This window comes from Enterovibrio paralichthyis (assembly GCF_019209835.1).
Taxonomy (GTDB): Bacteria; Pseudomonadota; Gammaproteobacteria; order Enterobacterales; family Vibrionaceae; genus Enterovibrio; species Enterovibrio paralichthyis.
Window position 1 is genome coordinate 140,919 of record NZ_JAHUTS010000009.1, and the last position, 17,909, is coordinate 158,827.

Here is a 17,909-nt window from a genome sequence, read left to right on the forward strand (position 1 = left end):
ATTACAGCCAGCGTATCCCGCTGGCTGACTTAACTGACAGGAACGGAAAGAACATGAGTAATCCTTCGACCAAACCCATTGTACTCAGCGGTGTTCAGCCATCAGGCGAACTCAGTATCGGCAACTACATTGGAGCTTTGCGTCAGTGGGAACAGATGCAGGACGATTACGATTGCCAGTACTGCATCGTAGACCTGCATGCGATCACCGTCCGTCAGCAAGCAGAAAAACTGCGTGAAGCGACTCTGGACTCACTGGCACTGTGTCTGGCCGTGGGTGTAACCCCTGAGAAAAGTAACCTGTTCATCCAGTCTCACGTGCCAGAACATGCACAACTGGGTTGGGTACTGAACTGCTACGCGCAAATGGGCGAGCTGAACCGCATGACCCAGTTCAAGGATAAATCCCAGCGCCACGCAGAAAATATCAACGCTGGCCTGTTTGGCTATCCGGTACTGATGGCGGCGGACATCCTGCTGTATCAGGCAAACCAGGTACCAGTGGGCAACGACCAGAAGCAACACCTTGAGCTGGCGCGTGATATCGCGACCCGTTTCAACAACATCTACGGTGATGTGTTCACTGTGCCAGAGCCTTACATCCCACAAGTGGGTGCGCGTGTGATGAGCCTGCAGGATCCGACCAAGAAGATGTCGAAGTCGGATGACAACCGCAACAACGTAATTGGCCTGCTGGAAGACCCGAAATCCATCGCCAAGAAAATCAAACGTGCAGTGACCGACTCCGAAGAGCCGCCACGTGTGATCTTTGATATCGAAACCAAACCGGGCGTTGCGAACCTGATGGGTCTGATGTCTGTTGCAACCGGCAAGTCTTTCGCGGAAATCGAAGCGGAATATGAAGGCAAAATGTACGGCCACCTGAAAGTGGATACCGCAGATGCCGTGGTTGCGATGCTGGAGCCGGTTCAGACCCGTTACCAGGAATTCCGCGCTGACCGTGCGTACTTGGATCAGGTAATGAAAGCCGGTGCGGAAAAAGCCTCTGCACGTGCGGCTGTGACACTGAAGAAAGTGTACGAAGCCGTGGGTTTTGTGGCGCGTCCATAAGTCCTCTCTGAATTTCCCCAAAAAGCAGCGATGTGTCGCTGCTTTTTTTTCGTCTGTCTATTGGGTCAATAGACGATTCCTGAATGTGTTGAAGAGCTGATCTGGCGCTGGTTTTTGCTTTACACCGGCTGTCCAGAAATGGCGAATTCACTGAATTATCACGGAATTGACATCCCTGTTTCTGGAGGGTTTGTAAGGTTTAAGTCTTCACTTGCAAATTTTCTATTCCGCACCAGTAAACAAGGACAGCACATGAAGACCCTAACATGGAGCCCGGTGGCTCTTGCACTTGCCATGGCACTGCCTGCAAGCGCAGATATTTTGATCACCGAATATGTTGAAGGCTCGTCTAACAACAAAGCCATAGAACTGACTAACACTGGCACCTCATCAGTATCGCTGGATGACCTCTCGCTCAAGATCTCTTTTAATTCCAACACAACCTACGGCGCGACGATTCCACTGTCTGGCTCACTGGCTGCCGGTGAAAGTTATGTCCTCGCCAACAGCAATTCCCCGCAGCTCTCGGCCATTGCCCAGCAGACATCAAGTTCGCTGACCTTCAACGGCAATGATGCGGTTGCCTTGGTCGATAGCAGTGACAATGTGCTCGACAGCTTGGGGCAATTGGGCAACAACAGCAATTTTGCGCAGAACGTTACTTTGCGCCGAATCGACGGCAGCACAGGCCGCACCGACCCAACCACTGACTTTGATGCGTCTGCCGAGTGGCAATCTTTTGCGACAGATACCTTTGATGGCCTCGGCTGCAGTGGCGTAGAAGCCTGTGACGGCAATGGCGGTGGGGGTAACACCTTCAGCTGTGAGGGTGAAACACTCACGCCTACCTACGCGATTCAGGGCAGTGGTGAGCGCAGTCCACTGGTACCGGAAGGCAGCTTTGAAGCTGATGGCACCTACTACACAGAGGGCGTAGTTACCGCCGTTACCACCAGTCTCTACAAAGGCTTCTGGCTGCAAGACGCAACCGGTGATGGCGATACATCAACCTCTGACGGCCTGTTTGTTTACACCGGCAGTGCGCCGGATGGCATTGAGCCCGGCATGCAGGTTTGTGTCGCCGGGACAGTGAAAGAGTATTTCAACCTGACTGAACTTGATGCTTCCGCCAAACAGTGGGAAGTCATTGATACCGTCGGTGAGCTTGCCGCGACGGAGCTAGAGGTTGAAGAGGGCGAAACCCTGGATGATGCCCTTGAGCGTTATGAGGGCATGAAAGTGCGCCTGACCCAGGACAGTGCGCTGGTAGTGACCCGCAACTTCGGCTTTGACTACGATGCCTTCCGCAACAACATGGTGTTGTCGCACCAGGCGCCAAACGTCAAACCTACCCAGCTGTATATCGCAGGTTCTGATGAAGCGGCCGCGTTGGCCTCCGCAAATGATGCCAATCAGCTCTTTATCGAAACAGACCAAAAAGCGCCGGATGGCGTGGTGCCATACTTCCCTGGGCTGGATGCCGATCAGGGTTACATCCGCATCGGCGATACCGTTACCAATATGGAAGGCGTGATAGGTTACAGCTTCAGTGATTACCGTCTGGTGGTGACCAACGAGCTGGTGGCGAGCGACTTTGTCCGCGAAGAAGATCGCACCGCAGCGCCACAGGATTTTGCGGGCACCAACCTTAAAGTCGCCAGCTTCAATGTGCTCAATTACTTCACCAGCGCCAGCGCGATTGGCGGTGATCTCAATATTACGTGTCAGGATCAGGCGGATGCAGATGCCTCCCGCGGTTGTAACCGTGGTACCAAAGATGCTGCGGAGTTTGCATTGCAGCAGGCGAAAATCGTCAATGCACTGACGGCCATCGATGCCGACATCGTGGGCCTGATGGAAATCGAAAACAACGGCTTTGGTGAAAACGGCGCGTTGGCCAATCTGGTGACAGAATTGAACGCCCAGTTTGCGGATGAAGCGGATCACTACACCTATATCACCCCAGCAGTGGCAGATTTGGCAGAAGGCGCATTCCTTGGCACTGACGCGATACAAGTGGCATTGATCTACCGTCCTGCACGGGTTGGGCTGAAAGGGGAGGCGGTCGTTGTCCGCATGCCTGAGCAGCACATCAGTGGTGACAGCCCTGGTGGTGAGACCCGACAGTTGGACAAATACCAGCGGGACAGCCTGATGCAGACCTTTAGTCTGGCTCGCGGAGAAGCGCTGACAGTGGCCGTCAGCCACTTCAAATCCAAAGGCTCAGGTTGCTATGAAGACTGGGTTGCCGGTGAGTTTGATGATGATCCGGCAGACTTGCAGGGACGCTGCAATGAATTCCGTGTCTCCGCCGCTGAAACCCTCGGCAATGCCCTGGCTGACGTAAAAGGCGATGTGATTGCACTGGGGGATTTCAATGCCTACGCACAGGAAGACCCAATGCGTGTATTAACCGATTACGACGCAGCGAGTGCTGAGCGCAAGATTGTGACTGCGGCGGGCACCTCAATTGCGGGCGTGACCTTGGATGATACCGCTCGGGAGGTTGGCAATGGCTTTGGCTACATTAACCTTGCGGGTTTCGCGCTGGGTGACGATGCCTTCTCATACTCCTTCGACGGTGAGCTTGGCAGTCTCGACCATGCAGTCGGTAATACCAGTGTGCTGGAGAAAGTCACGGGCGTGGAAGATTGGCATATCAATGCGGTGGAAAGCACTTTGTTTGAATATTCCAGCCGCTTTACTGGCGATCTGGTGAAATCCACCAACCCGTATTCATCGTCGGATCACGATCCTGTGGTCATCAGCCTCAACTATCCGGACAAACCGCAGAAATTCAAACTGCGCTTTAAAAACAAAACCTTCTTCTGGGTGCAGCCGACGGTGAACGGCTATGCGGATAAATTCCGCCCTTGGCTGAGAGGCTTTGGCAACCGTAAATACGATCAGGACAGTGGCTTCTTCTCACGACTTGGCGTCCAGTACGGAGATTCCGTGGAAGTCGGGTACCGGATTTGGGGGCTGTTTGAGATCCCTTGTGGCACCACAACCCTGGATACCAATACCCGGGCGGTGCTGCGTGGCTGGCAATGCAAGTTGAAATAATGCTGTAAGCGCCCACACTTTATCTTCTTATTCACCCCGGACAGGCTTCCCAGGAAGCCTGTTTTTTTGTGCCCGTTTAATGGGTTGCCTGCAAATTCTCGACTAAGCTTTATGAATATCTCAACACTGAATCAAAGTGTTGATTTTGCGAATGTGCGGCGGTTTCTCGTCGCCTGATAAAGTTTCGGAAAGGTGCATGTCGATAATCGAGTCACTCTCGCTGTTTATTCTGCCTCCGGTCACTACCCAGCCTTTGCTGGACGGATATACCGATCCCTGGCTGCTGTTGTTGGCGGGTTTGGCAACGTTTATCGTCACCACGCTGGCCTTTTTGAACCGGCCTTTGCAACAGCAGAAAATCGGGGTGCTTGAAGCGTCACCGACGCCGGTTAATGCGTTCACGCTTTCCATTGGCATGGCCATCATGGCTATGGCCAATGTTGTCTCTTCAACGTCGTATCAGGCACTGGGTTTCCATCCCGGGTTCATTGCTATTTCTTTGTTGATTACCTTCGCCCTTAATTTCTTTGCCCTGCGCATGGTGGCTTTTGAAGTCAATCCACCAGTTAAAATTTTTATCACAAGCACTTTGGTGTCGGTTGCCTTGCTGCTGCAGACCCTGTTTGCCTTTGCCAGCATCAACAAAGTCGCGATTGTTGAGTTTGATGCCGCATTGTTCTCTCTCACCGTCGGCGGAATTGCTTTGCTGGTGACGTTGGCCGTGTGGACCCGCTTTTCCGATAAGAAGCGGGCCAGCTGGGAGCGTAACGTTTCCGGCGCCTTGATCAGCGGGTTAAGCATTGCCCTGGCACTGTTGCTCAGTGCGCTGATGGCAAGAAATTCGCTGATGCTGACGCTGCAACCTGCCCGCGAAAGTGATTTCTTTTTTGCCGCCCATGATGTTCTCCTGACGCTAATCTATGCGTTCGTTTTTACCGTCGCTTTCAGCCAACTGGCGAATGGCCTGCTGCGGATGCGGGTCAGAAACCAGGAGCTGTTGGAGGGGGAGAGAAAGCTGAGCCTGATCCTGCACACCTCAACAGAAGCCATTGTCGCCATTGATTCCAAAGGCACCATCACTTTCTTCAACCGGGCAGCCGAAGAGATGTTTGGATGGGACGCTTCAGAGGCGATGGGAAAAAATGTCCGCATCCTTGTGACAGACGAGCACCAGCACCGCCACGACATGTACATCCACAACTACATTGAACGCCGTGCGACATCTGTGGTGGACACTGTGCGGGAAGTAACGGGGAAGCGGAAAGATGGCACCTATCTTCCCGTCCGGCTCTCGATTGGTCACCATGATAATTCGGGCGAGCACGAGTTTGTCGGCATCATCTCTGACATTTCAGAGCAGCGGAATATGGCCTGGGCACTGCGTGAAAATGCCAAACAATACCGTTCTCTGGTAGCAAACCTGCCGTGTATGGCATTTCGTGAGATGACCGGTGCGACCCGGCATATTGTCTATATCAGTGATGCGGCAAAATTTATGACCGGATACAGCGCCTCGGTGCTGACCGGTGAAAATGGCGTCTCCCACTTCACAGACCGCATCCACAAGGCTGATACTTCTCAATACCGACAGGTGCGTGAAGTGGCATCCCGGCGAAACGGGCGTTACGACTGTGAGTACCGTTTTATGACCCGGGATGATGAGCAGAAGTGGTTTTGGGAAATCGGCCATACCTACCGGGCGGAGGATGGTAGTACTTGGATAGACGGCATCATTCTGGATATCACCGAAAAACGTGAAGCTGAAGAGGATCTGGAGGAGAAAATACGCCTGGCAGAAAAGGCCTCCCAGTCAAAAGCCTCTTTCCTTGCCAACATGAGTTACGAATTCCGCTCGCCCATGAACTCGATTCTTGGCCTGACGGAAGTGCTGATCAGCGATGAAGTGGACGCATCACGCCGCCATCATCTGGAAGTGATCCGTGAATCAGGTAACAGCCTGCTCAAGCTTATCAACGATATCCTCGACACTTCCAAACTGGAAAGCCAGTCACTGCCGCTGGATGTGTCTGAATTTTCATTGGTACAGCTTTGTCGCCAGATTGAGTTTGTATCCCGTGAAACCGTCCAGACGCGGGATTTGCACGTCAGCCTCAACTATGACGACACCCTTTGGGAACAATATGTCGGGGATTCCCGGCGCATAAAGCAGCTTTTGCAGAACATGATGCGCAGTGCGTTGACCAAAACTGAAAGCGGCTATGTTGCACTTCATGTGCTGCCGATGAATGACATGGTGCGGTTTGCGGTGGCGAGTTTTTCCACGGTCGCGCGCGATGAGGACGATGAAGCGGGCGCAAAAACCGGGCAGACATTGTCAGCGACGCTTATCACCCAGCTTATCGAACTGATGAGCGGTCACCTGTGGTTTGACGGTGAAACGGTCAACAATTCGGTGGTCTACGCCGACCTTCCCCTGATCCCAGCCCAAAGTACCAATAAAATCCGTGAAGACAGGGTGGTTCATTATGCCTTGCCCCCCCTTGAAGTGCTGGTGATCGATGATGTGCAGCGCAACCAGCAGGAGCTGAGGGATATGCTGCTGCGTCAGGGCGTTAAAGTGCTCACCTTTACCAACATCGAATCGGCGGAGGATGTACTGAAAACCCAGCCGGTGGATGTGGTATTCCTGGATGCTTACCTGGATGAGAAGCTGTATCCGTCACCCGACACATTGCGTAACTGGGCAGCTCAATGCCGCGACGATCCGTTGACCGTCGTTGCCATGAAGCTCACTGCGGATCCCAAACCTGAAGATGATTGGCTCAGACAGGGATTCAACCAGGTTATCGACAAGCCCTTTGTACGTGACGATGTGTTCAGCATGCTGGCACGATCCTGTTGTGGTGAAGAAAATCCGCGGGTCACTGTCATGCCAACACCGAGTAATGAGAAAGAATATTTCGATGATGCCTGGGCATTCCAGCACTGGCCGACGACGGAAATCCTGCTCAGCGTGATCCGGGAGTTCAGGGTGAACTATCTCGACTTACCCCAAGCGGTAGGCCGCATGCTGCTGGAGCAGCCAGAAGCGCTTGGCTATGAACTTAAATCGGCAGCAGATGCGGCGCACAGCATCGGCTTCCAATGCATCGAGCTGGAGCTGCTGAAAATTCTGGGGTATGTCGAAGCCGGTGACGTTGTCAAGGCGGAGTCGCGTTTGTCTGAGCTGGAAAAATGCCTGCAGGCGACATTCGATTGTGCGCTGGCTTACCTTGGGGTCAGGGAGCATGAGCTGGAAGAGGAAGCACAGGCTATCCAGCTTCCGCCTGACGTGTTTGAACGTAAAACCGAGTTGTTTGTCAGCAAGCTATCTGACGGACAGTACGACGATAAACTCTACCGCGAACTGGTACCGATGATGGCGCGTTTTGTCGCGCCACCTCTGTTGGGTGAGTTTGTGGAAGCGGTGGAAAACTTTGATCTCGATGAAGCATATCGACTGATTCTTACTGTGATGGAGCAGATGCCCACATCACAGAATACGGGAGTGCAAGGCTATGGCGTATAAAGTGTTGGTGGTGGATGATGAACCGAGCAACCTGCATGTCATGCGGACGATTTTGCAGGACCAGTACACCCTGATCTTTGCCAAAAATGGCGAACGTGCTATTGAGCTGGCTTCGCAGCAACGTCCTGATCTTATCTTGCTGGATATTATGATGCCGGGCATGAACGGCTATGAAGTGTGTCGCGCACTGAAAAATGAAAAAGGGCTGTCCCACATCCCGGTGATCATTGTCTCGGCACTTGATGAATACCAGAGTGAAGTGGAAGGGCTGAAAAGCGGGGCGGCAGATTTTCTCATCAAACCCGTTTCACCTGAGCTGGTGAAAAGCCGGGTCGCTAACCTGCTGGGCGAAGCCCGTGCCAACATCATGCGTGAAAACTACCAGATGGTGATGAACCAGATTTCGGCGGTCGCGGCGTTGAAGAACAATGACGTAGAGGTCGCGACGCCGCGCATAGCAGAGCTTTGCGAGTGGCTGTCGTTGAAATACGGCCTGACCAGAAGTAAATCAGAGGACATTTGTCTGGCCTATCCGCTCTGCAGTATTGGGCAACTCTGGGAAGATGAAGAGGACAAGACCAGTGCAGAAAGCCGCAGCCTTTTGCTGCTTTCTGAGGCCACCAAAGGGTTTGCCAGTGTCGCTGTGACCTTGCTGACCTACAAAAACACCCGTTGGGACGGTTCTGGTTTTCCCGAAATCCAGGGGGATAAAATTCCTGAAGAGTGCCGGGTGGTGACCTTGGCGGAGGCGCTGGACAGTGAAATAGAGCAGCGCACAGGCAGTATCGAAGAGCGCGTGCTGGCTGCGATAGAAGCCTTGACCCTGACGGCAGGTACATTGGCCGACCCACGCCTAATACACATCATCGACGAAAACAGTGAAGAGCTTTGCCAGCGTTACTTTGAGTGGCTGGGCTCCCCCTGGCCTACGCCTATCCTGCCTACCAGTGACTACTGATGCAGCCATAGTCACCCTGTGGTAGCATTTGCGCCCAGTCCCGCTGTTGCTGTGCGGGAAGGACGCTATGGGACCGACAGTGCTGCTAATTATCGATAACTACGACTCGTTCACGTACAACCTGTACCAGTATTTTTGTCAGTTGGGCGCAGAGGTTGAAGTGCATCGCAACGATGCCATTACCATCGCCGACATTGAAGCGATGGCCCCCAGCCACCTGGTGATTTCGCCGGGGCCCTGTACCCCGGATGATGCGGGGATCTCCCTTGAGGTTATCGAACATTTCGCGGGAAAACTGCCTATCCTCGGTGTTTGTCTCGGCCATCAGGCGATGGCACAGGTGTTCGGTGCGAATGTGGTTCGTGCGAGGCAAGTGATGCACGGCAAAACCAGTCCGGTGATACACAAAGACACGGGTGTATTTCGTGGGCTCAACAATCCACTGACGGTGACCCGTTATCATTCGCTGGTGGTAGAAGCCGCCTCATTACCTGATTGTTTTGAAGTCACAGCCTGGACAGAGCGTGACGGACAGTTTGACGAAATCATGGGTATCCGCCATAAAACGCTGGCACTTGAAGGGGTGCAGTTCCATCCGGAAAGTATCCTTACCGAGCAGGGTCATGCACTGCTGAATAACTTTCTGACCGCCTGAATCCCCGCTTTGTCATTCCGGCTCTCACCGTATTTCCCAGCGGTGAAAGCCGATCTGTATCACTCTTTTTACATTTTCAACATCTCTCAAACCCTCATCCCACAGTGAAAGCTTATTCACTCGAATCAGCCCGCCAAAGTTTTATTTCCCTCCAGGAAAGACACTCTTACCGCTTGTAGTATTAATAAGTTGGGCGTAATTGCGCATAACTATGGCATGCGGGTGAATTTCCCTGATGCAAACAGATTGGGATTTAAAATTTTCTGCTATTGATGTGGTTAATGAAATGTAAATACTATGCTTATAGCAGGATCGACAGAAGGATATGAGCGATGACGGCTGGAAATAAAGTGGAACGTAAACTCTTCGATGAAGTCATGGTGCCGTGTTACGCACCGATGGCGATGATCCCTGACAGGGGACAGGGCTCCCGGATCTGGGATCAGGATGATCGCGAATATATCGACTTTGCCGGCGGGATTGCGGTGAGCTGTCTCGGTCACTGCCATCCGGTGATGGTAGATGCGCTGAAAGCGCAGGCAGACAAACTGTGGCACCTGAGCAACGTAATGACCAATGCTCCGGCACTGCGTCTGGCGAAGAAACTGACGGAAGTGAGCTTTGCCGAGCGCGTCTTTTTTGCCAACTCGGGCGCGGAAGCCAACGAAGCGGCACTGAAACTGGCACGTCGCTGGGCTGTAGATGAATTTGGCCCGGAGAAAAGCGAAATCATCGCTTTTACCCAGGGTTTCCATGGCCGCACCTTTTTCACCGTCACTGTGGGTGGGCAGGCGGCATACTCTGACGGCTTCGGGCCTAAACCGGGCAACGTCACCCACCTGCCATACAATGATTTGGACGCTCTGGCAGCTGCCATGTCAGATAAAACCTGCGCCATCATGATGGAACCTCTGCAAGGTGAGGGCGGTATTGTGTCTCCGGATGCTGCATTCCTGCAGGGTGTCCGTGAACTGTGTGACAAGCACAATGCGCTGCTGATCTTCGATGAAGTCCAGACCGGCAATGGCCGTACCGGCACTTTCTATGCCTACCAGCAAACTGGCGTCACGCCGGATATCCTGAGCACGGCAAAATCCCTGGGCGGCGGCTTTCCTATCGGCGCCATGCTGACGACGGAAAAACTGGCGGCGCACATGAAAGTGGGCGTTCACGGTTCAACTTACGGCGGTAACCCGCTGGCTTGTGCTGTTGCAGAAGCGGTGGTCAACGAAATCAGCAAGCCTGAAGTGCTGGCCGGTGTCAAAGAGCGTGAGGGCTGGTTCCGTGAAGGGCTGGAAGCGCTGAATGCCAAATACGATATGTTCAGTGAAGTGCGCGGCAAAGGCTTGTTGATCGGTGCTGCGCTGAACGAGAAATGGCAGGGTCGTGCCCGTGATGTGCTGGTGGCTGCCGGGGAAGAAGGCCTGCTGGTGCTGGTCGCGGGTACCAATGTGGTGCGTATGACCCCATCACTGGTCATCACCAAAGAAGAAGTTGAAGAAGGAATGGCGCGACTGGATCGCGCACTGGCCAAACTGGCGGCGGCGTAATCGCCGCCCCTCAGGCCGGATAACGCATCAGGAGGATGTAGGATGCTGGTAGTTCGCCCAATCAGGGACACGGATTATGATGCCTTGATGCTGTGTGCCGAAGAGTCTGGCCACGGTTTTACTTCACTGCCGGTGGATGAAACCCTCATCCGCGGCAGAATTGATCATTCACTGGAAAGCTTTGCCCATGATGCGGTCTGGCCGGGGCCGGAAGGGTATCTGATGGTGGCAGAAGACACCGAAACCGGGGAAGTTGCCGGTACCACAGGTATCGAAGCGGCCATTGGGACTGACACGCCGTTTTACAGTTACCACATCAGTAAAATCGTCCACCACTCCCGCCGCCTCAATGTGCACAACGTGGTGGAAGTGCTGACCTTTGGCAACAATTACACTGGGGCGACAGAAATCTGCACCCTGTTTTTGCGCCCGGAGTTCCGTGGTGGCCTGAATGGGAAGCTGCTTTCGAAATGCCGCTTTTTGATGCTGGCGCAGTTTCCGGAAAAATTTTCCGACGTGATTTTTGCCGAGATGCGTGGCGTGTCCGATGAAGCAGGTAATTCTCCCTTCTGGGCATGGCTCAAAGAGCACTTTTTCTCGATTGATTTCACACTGGCCGATTACCTGACCGGTACCGGACAAAAAGGCTTTATTGCCGATCTGATGCCCAAACTGCCGATTTACGTCAGTCTGCTCAGTGACGAAGCGCGCGCCGTGATAGGGCAGGTACACGAAAAAACCCGTCCCGCACTTAACTTGCTGCAGAAAGAGGGGTTCACCTGTCGTGGCTATGTCGACATTTTTGATGCCGGCCCAACGGTTGAGTGTCTGCGTCAGAATATTGATTCTATCCGCCGCTCTTTCACCGCGAGGGCGCGTATCACCACCCATAGCAGCGCCCAGGATTACCTGATCTGCAACAGCGACTTCCAGAATTTCCGAGCGACGGCCGCCAAGATTGGTGTGGATGAAGAGCGCAACGAAGCCCTGATGAGTAAAGAGGTGGCTGAAGCCCTGATGGTAAATGACGGTGATACTGTGCGACTGGTGTCGGTGTAGGAGAATAGAGAATGACACAATGGATTGATAACAAAGCCATTGAAGGGCTGGGCGAGGAATTTGAATCGCTCAACCCCTTTAACAGCGAAACCGTCTGGTCTGGCAAGGCAGCCACACCGGAGCAGGTTGAGGCGGCGGTGACTTCTGCCCGCACTGCTTTCATCAGTTGGAAAAACACCCCTTTCGCTGAGCGTCAGGCGCTGGTGGAACGTTTCGCCGAAAAAGTAAAAGAGAACAGTGAGCACATCGCGACCGTGATTGCCGAAGAGACCGGTAAGCCGTTGTGGGAGACCCGTACCGAAGCTGCCGCGATGGTCGGCAAAATCGGCATTTCCCTGCGCGCCTATGCGGAGCGCACCGGCGAGCGCAGCAAAGATGTTGCAGGCACACAGGCGGTGCTGCGTCACCGTCCTTTGGGTGTCATGGCGGTGTTTGGCCCTTATAACTTCCCCGGGCATCTGCCCAACGGACATATTGTTCCAGCCTTGCTCGCAGGCAACACCGTGGTGTTCAAGCCGTCAGACATGACGCCGAAAACGGCCGAAGAAACCTTAAAGCTCTGGATTGAAGCCGGTTTACCTCAAGGGGTGATCAACCTGGTTCAGGGCGGACGTGAAACCGGTGAAGCGCTGGCTCAGTCCAAAGGCATTGATGGTCTGCTGTTTACCGGCAGTGCCAACACCGGTCATATCCTGCACCGTCAATTTGCCGGTCAGCCGGGTAAGATGCTGGCGCTGGAAATGGGCGGCAATAACCCTATGGTGATTTCTGAACACTTCGGCGAGGTGGATGCGACGGCTTACACCATTATCCAGTCTGCGTTTATCAGCGCTGGACAGCGCTGCACCTGCGCCCGTCGCCTCTACCTGCCTAAAGGCGGGAAAGGCGATGCACTGCTGACCCGTTTGGTGGACATGACCCGAAATATCCGTGTCGGTGGCCAGTTTGACGAGCCTGCTCCGTTTATGGGTGCACAGGTGTCTGTACGTGCGGCAGAAGGCATTCTCGCGGCACAGGCAAACCTTGAGTCCCTCGGCGGAGAGCCTTTGCTGAAGGCGGAGCTGTTGCACGATGCGGTCGTGACGCCGGGGATCATTGAAGTCAGCAAGATTGCCGAGTTGCCGGATGAAGAATACTTCGGCCCATTGCTGCAGGTTGTCCGTTACGACACGCTGGAGCAAGCCGTTGCGCTTGCCAACGACACCCGGTACGGGCTTTCCGCCGGGCTGGTGACAAAGGATGATGCTGAGTGGGAATACTTCCTCGACCATATCCGTGCCGGGATTGTAAACCGCAACCGCCAACTTACCGGTGCCAGTGGTGATGCGCCATTCGGTGGTCCCGGTGCATCCGGGAATCTGCGTCCGAGTGCTTACTATGCGGCCGATTACTGCGCATACCCCATGGCCTCCATGGAAGGGGAAGACGTGTCGTTGCCCGCACAACTGAGCCCAGGGCTCTCGCTATAAGTTAACCGCTCACACCGTTCAGGAGGATGTGATGGAACGCGTTCAGGCTTTATTTGATGAGTTATGGAAAGACTATACTGCGCGGCTTTGCCCTTCGGCGGCAAAAGTTCACGCGCTGCTTGAAGAAGGCGCGCCGCTTTTAAACGACCATATTGCGCTGCGAACCTTTGCCCTGCCGAAAGTCGGCCTGGATCGTCTCGCCGCGCCTTTTATTGCTCTTGGTTATGAGCCCAAGGGTGAGTACCTGTTTAAAGCCAAAAAGCTGTTTGCGCGCCATTTTGAGCACCCGAATCCCGAGGCTCCGAAGGTGTTCATCAGTGAGTTGCTGGTGGGGCAGTGTTCAACGCCACTGCAGCAGACTGTGCGCGGTCTGGTCGATCAGGTCGAGGACAGTGCGCTGAACAATCCGGCTTTTCTCAGTGGCGGGCGTTTGTGGGAGGTGGATTTTGCCACCTACCAGATGTTGTCAGCGGAAAGTGAGTACGCCGGCTGGTTGGCGGCACATGGCTTTGGCGCGAACCATTTCACGGTAAGCGTCAATCAGCTCAGTTCGCTGGAATCGGTGAAAGCGGTGAATGATGTATTGCGTCAGGCCGGTTTCGCTATCAATGAATCTGGTGGGGAAGTAAAAGGCAGCCCGGAGGTATACCTGGAGCAGTCGTCAACCATGGCAGATAAGGTGCCGGTTGCGTTCAGTGACGGACAACAAACGGTACCCGGTGGTTTCTACGAGTTTGCCAAGCGCTATGAATTGTCCGACGGTACGCTGTACCAGGGCTTTGTCGAAGCGTCAGCAGACAAGATTTTCGAAAGTACCGACCAGTAGGCTTTGAAAGTGGCTCTCTTACGAAGGCAGTGAGAAGGGCCATTCATCCCCGGCGGTGGCGATATCCAAACGGCGGGCTTCCTCTCCCAGCAAACGCTGCATTTGGTAATGGGAGGGGTCTGAAAAGCCGGTGATTTCAGTACTGACCTGACCCCAAGGGGCCATTTTCGGTGTTTGTCTGGCGTTGCTGGTGACGATGTGGTGTTCCATATCCATGTCGGTGATCCTGCGCGCAATTGCATGCAAAGGTATACATTCCTGAAATGAAAATTAGCACCGAAATATGAAATGGAAAGGAAAATCCGCGCGATCACGATCACGCTATAAATAGAAAAGCCATCGCAAATGCGATGGCTTTTTATTTGGGACAGATTCGCGTTAGCGAGTGCCGTATACCACGATAGTTTTGCCGTGTGCAGAAATCAGGTTCTGCTCTTCCAGCATCTTCAGAATGCGGCCTACGGTTTCACGGGAACAACCCACGATTTGACCGATTTCCTGACGGGTGATCTTAATTTGCATACCGTCTGGGTGAGTCATTGCATCTGGTTGTTTCGCCAGGTTCAACAGCGTTTGTGCGATGCGACCGGTTACGTCCAAGAACGCCAGGTCACCCACTTTTTGGCTGGTCACTTGAAGGCGACGAGCCATTTGGGAAGACAAACGCATCAGGATGTCAGGGTTAACCTGGATCAGCTGACGGAATTTCTTGAAAGAGATCTCTGCAACTTCACAAGGTGATTTTGCACGAACCCAGGCAGTACGCTCTTGGTCTTCTTCGAAAAGACCCAGTTCGCCAATGAAATCGCCCTGATTCAGGTAAGAGAGGATCATCTCTTTGCCTTCTTCGTCCTTGATCAGTACTGCAACAGAACCCTTAACGATGTAGTACAACGTCTCTGCTTTCTCACCAGCGTGGATCAGCGTACTTTTTGATGGGTATTTGTGAATGTGGCAGTGTGAAAGAAACCACTCTAGTGTTGGGTCTGTTTGAGGTTTTCCTGGAACCATAATTTCTCATTTCCTCTGCAGTTGTTGCCTGATGAGTCTTCCTTAGCCCACCGTCCTGCGGCAAGTTTCCACTCGATAGCATAAAGTGTCGGCAGTCAGGCTACAAGCTCTCTGTTTGAGTCATTGAGTTTATCCTTTTTCCAGCACGATTTCTTGATTTTGATATGGACTTAATGCCCTATTAAAGGCTAAAAACGTGGACAAGATCACGACCCTGAAAGTAAGTGGAGGAAAGCGATGCAAGCAAGCGTCAAGTGGTGCGGAGATAAGACATTTTTAGGTCTGTCCAATTCGGGCCATAACATTGTAATGGACGGTAATGGCGGTGCGCACGCCCCAAGCCCAATGGAAATGGTGTTGATGGGAGCGGGCGGTTGCAGCTCGGTGGATGTGGTTGCTGCGCTCGAAGAAGGAAAGCAACAGGTTGTCGGCTGTGAAGCGCAGCTTTCTGCAGAGCGACGCGAGAAGGCGCCGCGCCTGTTTACCCGCATCCACATCCATTTTGTGGTGAAAGGAACGGCACTGGACGAAGCGCTGGTGGCATCAGCCGTGAAAGACAGTCTGGAGAAATACTGTTCTGTATGCCTGATGCTGGGCGCAGGCATTGAGATGACACATTCCTACGAAATCATTGCGGCCTGACAGTGATACAACGCCGGTCGAGCACCGGATAAATGAGAAGGAGGGATAAGTCCCTCCTTTTGCTCGCTATTTTTAGTTCATCGGCGGCATGTCAAGATCTTCAGACAGTGCCAGCTGCACCGCCGTGTCGACAGGTTGGCTGACATTCATCGCCGGATGATCGACGCCTGCATAGAGGGCTTCGCCCTTTTTAAGCGCCGCTATCATAGGGGGTGTTAGTTCAAACCGCAGGAAGTGCACACTGGAGGTTTTTTCCTCGTTGTCACGCTCCAGATCCTCATCACAGATGGGATAAACCTTTTCGTCATCGCCCACCTGAAGCCACACTTTGTTTTCCACGCCAATGAGTTTTGCCAGCGCCACTTTGCGCACATCGGGATCCGCGTATTCCAGCATCAGGGTGGCTTTCAGATTGCTGCCATCAGGGATCAGCGGGTTGTAGGCACTGAGTTCTTCTTCGATGCCTTCAGGTTCAAAAATGCGTTCGATGCGCAGCATTTCCTGGATCTGGTATTGGATGGTCTGGCGGTTTTCAAACAACAGGCGCGCATGAGCCCCGAGGGCGATAAAGCGGTGCTTTTTTTGCTGCATCACAGTGTGGCGAAACTGGGCTCGGGCACGGGCATAATCTTCCAGCGACATCAGATCGTTGACGGTCAGTTTTTGCATAACGGGCTCCTGTCAGTTAAAGGCCATAGGCCTTTCTCAGCAATGTCATCGGATGAATGGGCTTATCGACGTCCGCCAGCTTGGCGATGTGTGAAGCCGCCATCGGGCAATCACTGGCAAAGTGATCGGCATTGGCTTGCTTCACTTTTTTGGCGACTGGACGGCCTATTTTCACCGCTTTGTCATGGGTTTCGACTTTTACCGCATAGGTGCCGTCATGACCCGAGCAACGCTGCTCCGGCGCGACGTTGGTGTCCGGTACCAGCCTTAACAGCTCGGCAGTTTTCAGGCCAATGTTCTGCACCCGCAAATGGCAGGCGACGTGATAACTGATATCGCCAAGCGGCTGGGTAAAATCGGTGTTCAGTTTGCCTGCCTTGTGTCGCAACATCAGGTATTCGAACGGGTCATAGAAAGCGTCCCGCACTTTGGCGACATCCGGATCGTCGGGAAACAGCAGAGGCAACTCCTGTTTGAACATCAATACACAGGAAGGTACCGGAGCGATGAGGTCAAAACCTTGCTCCACCATCGCCAGCAACTGGGGAATATTTTCCTCTTTGGCGCGCCTGACACTGTCGAGATCGCCCAGCTCCATTTTCGGCATGCCGCAGCAACGCTCTTTGCCAACCACCTCGATATGAATGCCATTTTTCTGGAACACGTGAAAGAAATCTTCGCCCAGCTCGGGGCTGTTGTAGTTGCCGTAGCAAGTGGTGAAAAGTGCCACCTTGCCTGTGGTGCCATTGGCTGGCTCCGGGGAAAGGTTACGCGCCAGCGGAGCAACGCGCTTTCGCATGGTTTTACTGTCGTAGGTGGGCACAATGGCGTCTTTATGGATACCGGCTTTTTCCATTATTCCCCGGACAGTAGCGTTGCGGTTCAGGGCATTGACAGTGATATCCACCACCGGAATGGTGGCCAGCCCACCGACCAAATCGGTGTTGGACAGCAGTTTGTCGCGCGGAGAGGCGCCGTTTTCACGAAACTTCACGGCTTTGGCGCGCAGCATCAGGTGGGGGAAGTCTATCTCCCACTCATGGGGCGGCACATACGGGCATTTGGTCATGTAGCACATGTCGCACAGGTAACATTGGTCGGCGACTTTCTGGTAATCCTTCTTGTCGACACCGTCGACTTCCATGGTTTCCGACTCGTCGATAAGGTCAAACAGGGTCGGAAACGAATCACACAGGCTGACACAGCGACGGCACCCGTGACAGACATCGAACACCCGCTCAAGCTCGGCATTAAGCTTGTCGCGATCGTAAAAATCGGGGGATTGCCAATCAATGGCATGGCGAGTGGGGGCTTCAATTCCGCCTTCACGTTTTTCTTTCATCACAGCTCCTTGGCGTCGCAGCGTTGAGGGTGAAACGTTGTCGGGGTGGACGCAGGGCGGCAG

The 17,909-nt window shown here is 53.6% G+C and carries 14 protein-coding genes; 10 read left to right on the forward strand and 4 right to left on the reverse strand.

Features of this window, described 5'->3' with window-relative positions; all coding sequences use genetic code 11:
• The first annotated feature begins 53 nt into the window (after positions 1–53).
• From trpS to KU854_RS13060, 9 genes are all read left to right on the forward strand, one after another.
• Positions 54–1,070, forward strand: coding sequence for a tryptophan--tRNA ligase (gene trpS / locus KU854_RS13020; protein ID WP_218358943.1), 1,017 nt, complete (start codon positions 54–56; stop codon positions 1,068–1,070).
• 252 nt (positions 1,071–1,322) lie between these two features.
• Positions 1,323–4,136 carry an ExeM/NucH family extracellular endonuclease gene (locus KU854_RS13025; protein WP_218358944.1) on the forward strand — a complete coding sequence of 938 codons (2,814 nt, stop codon included), beginning with the start codon at positions 1,323–1,325 and terminating at the stop codon, positions 4,134–4,136.
• A 196-nt stretch (positions 4,137–4,332) separates the two neighbouring features.
• Positions 4,333–7,665 (forward strand): PAS domain S-box protein, encoded by a 3,333-nt coding sequence (locus KU854_RS13030; protein WP_218358945.1) that lies wholly within the window; start codon positions 4,333–4,335, stop codon positions 7,663–7,665.
• Positions 7,655–8,623: a response regulator gene (locus KU854_RS13035; RefSeq protein WP_218358946.1), complete on the forward strand. Its 969-nt coding sequence runs from the start codon at positions 7,655–7,657 to the stop codon at positions 8,621–8,623. The genes KU854_RS13030 and KU854_RS13035 overlap by 11 nt, the downstream gene beginning before the upstream one ends.
• A 79-nt stretch (positions 8,624–8,702) precedes the next feature.
• The gene (locus KU854_RS13040) at positions 8,703–9,278 is read left to right on the forward strand and encodes an aminodeoxychorismate synthase component II (RefSeq protein ID WP_218358967.1); all 576 of its coding nucleotides are present in this window, start codon (positions 8,703–8,705) and stop codon (positions 9,276–9,278) included.
• 332 nt (positions 9,279–9,610) lie between these two features.
• Positions 9,611–10,828, forward strand: coding sequence for an aspartate aminotransferase family protein (locus tag KU854_RS13045; protein WP_218358947.1), 1,218 nt, complete (start codon positions 9,611–9,613; stop codon positions 10,826–10,828).
• A gap of 42 nt (positions 10,829–10,870) precedes the next feature.
• Positions 10,871–11,887, forward strand: a complete 1,017-nt coding sequence (gene astA, locus KU854_RS13050) for an arginine N-succinyltransferase (protein WP_218358948.1) — start codon at positions 10,871–10,873, stop codon at positions 11,885–11,887.
• An 11-nt stretch (positions 11,888–11,898) separates the two neighbouring features.
• Positions 11,899–13,356, forward strand: coding sequence for a succinylglutamate-semialdehyde dehydrogenase (gene astD / locus KU854_RS13055; protein WP_218358949.1), 1,458 nt, complete (start codon positions 11,899–11,901; stop codon positions 13,354–13,356).
• A 31-nt stretch (positions 13,357–13,387) separates the two neighbouring features.
• Positions 13,388–14,182: a DUF1338 domain-containing protein gene (locus KU854_RS13060; RefSeq protein ID WP_218358950.1), complete on the forward strand. Its 795-nt coding sequence runs from the start codon at positions 13,388–13,390 to the stop codon at positions 14,180–14,182.
• A gap of 18 nt (positions 14,183–14,200) precedes the next feature.
• On the opposite strand, the gene KU854_RS13065 is transcribed toward KU854_RS13060, so the two are convergent.
• The gene (locus KU854_RS13065) at positions 14,201–14,398 is read right to left on the reverse strand and encodes a hypothetical protein (RefSeq protein WP_054779517.1); all 198 of its coding nucleotides are present in this window, start codon (positions 14,396–14,398) and stop codon (positions 14,201–14,203) included.
• Positions 14,399–14,560: 162 nt separating this feature from the next.
• Positions 14,561–15,193 carry a cAMP-activated global transcriptional regulator CRP gene (gene crp / locus KU854_RS13070; RefSeq protein ID WP_002535199.1) on the reverse strand — a complete coding sequence of 211 codons (633 nt, stop codon included), beginning with the start codon at positions 15,191–15,193 and terminating at the stop codon, positions 14,561–14,563.
• Between the two features lie 237 nt (positions 15,194–15,430).
• Here crp and KU854_RS13075 point away from each other — a divergent pair, with 237 nt between their 5' ends.
• The gene (locus KU854_RS13075; RefSeq protein ID WP_218358951.1) at positions 15,431–15,835 is read left to right on the forward strand and encodes an OsmC family protein; all 405 of its coding nucleotides are present in this window, start codon (positions 15,431–15,433) and stop codon (positions 15,833–15,835) included.
• A gap of 72 nt (positions 15,836–15,907) precedes the next feature.
• Here KU854_RS13075 and KU854_RS13080 read toward each other — a convergent pair whose 3' ends face one another.
• Both KU854_RS13080 and KU854_RS13085 read right to left on the reverse strand, forming a co-directional pair.
• Entirely contained in the window at positions 15,908–16,504 is a 597-nt protein-coding gene (locus KU854_RS13080) for a DUF3501 family protein (protein ID WP_218358952.1), read from the reverse strand.
• Positions 16,505–16,520: 16 nt separating this feature from the next.
• Positions 16,521–17,846 carry a heterodisulfide reductase-related iron-sulfur binding cluster gene (locus tag KU854_RS13085; RefSeq protein WP_218358953.1) on the reverse strand — a complete coding sequence of 442 codons (1,326 nt, stop codon included), beginning with the start codon at positions 17,844–17,846 and terminating at the stop codon, positions 16,521–16,523.
• Between the last annotated feature and the right edge of the window lie 63 nt (positions 17,847–17,909).

Bases quoted from the DNA above. Each gene is read 5' to 3' on its own strand.
- KU854_RS13030 (WP_218358945.1), top strand. From the start codon at position 4,333: ATGTCGATAATCGAGTCACTCTCGCTGTTTATTCTGCCTCCGGTCACT.
- KU854_RS13085 (WP_218358953.1), bottom strand. From the start codon at position 17,846: ATGAAAGAAAAACGTGAAGGCGGAATTGAAGCCCCCACTCGCCATGCC.
- KU854_RS13075 (WP_218358951.1), top strand. From the start codon at position 15,431: ATGCAAGCAAGCGTCAAGTGGTGCGGAGATAAGACATTTTTAGGTCTG.
- astD (WP_218358949.1), top strand. From the start codon at position 11,899: ATGACACAATGGATTGATAACAAAGCCATTGAAGGGCTGGGCGAGGAA.
- KU854_RS13045 (WP_218358947.1), top strand. From the start codon at position 9,611: ATGACGGCTGGAAATAAAGTGGAACGTAAACTCTTCGATGAAGTCATG.
- KU854_RS13035 (WP_218358946.1), top strand. From the start codon at position 7,655: ATGGCGTATAAAGTGTTGGTGGTGGATGATGAACCGAGCAACCTGCAT.
- KU854_RS13060 (WP_218358950.1), top strand. From the start codon at position 13,388: ATGGAACGCGTTCAGGCTTTATTTGATGAGTTATGGAAAGACTATACT.
- KU854_RS13025 (WP_218358944.1), top strand. From the start codon at position 1,323: ATGAAGACCCTAACATGGAGCCCGGTGGCTCTTGCACTTGCCATGGCA.
- crp (WP_002535199.1), bottom strand. From the start codon at position 15,193: ATGGTTCCAGGAAAACCTCAAACAGACCCAACACTAGAGTGGTTTCTT.
- KU854_RS13080 (WP_218358952.1), bottom strand. From the start codon at position 16,504: ATGCAAAAACTGACCGTCAACGATCTGATGTCGCTGGAAGATTATGCC.
- astA (WP_218358948.1), top strand. From the start codon at position 10,871: ATGCTGGTAGTTCGCCCAATCAGGGACACGGATTATGATGCCTTGATG.
- KU854_RS13065 (WP_054779517.1), bottom strand. From the start codon at position 14,398: ATGGATATGGAACACCACATCGTCACCAGCAACGCCAGACAAACACCG.
- trpS (WP_218358943.1), top strand. From the start codon at position 54: ATGAGTAATCCTTCGACCAAACCCATTGTACTCAGCGGTGTTCAGCCA.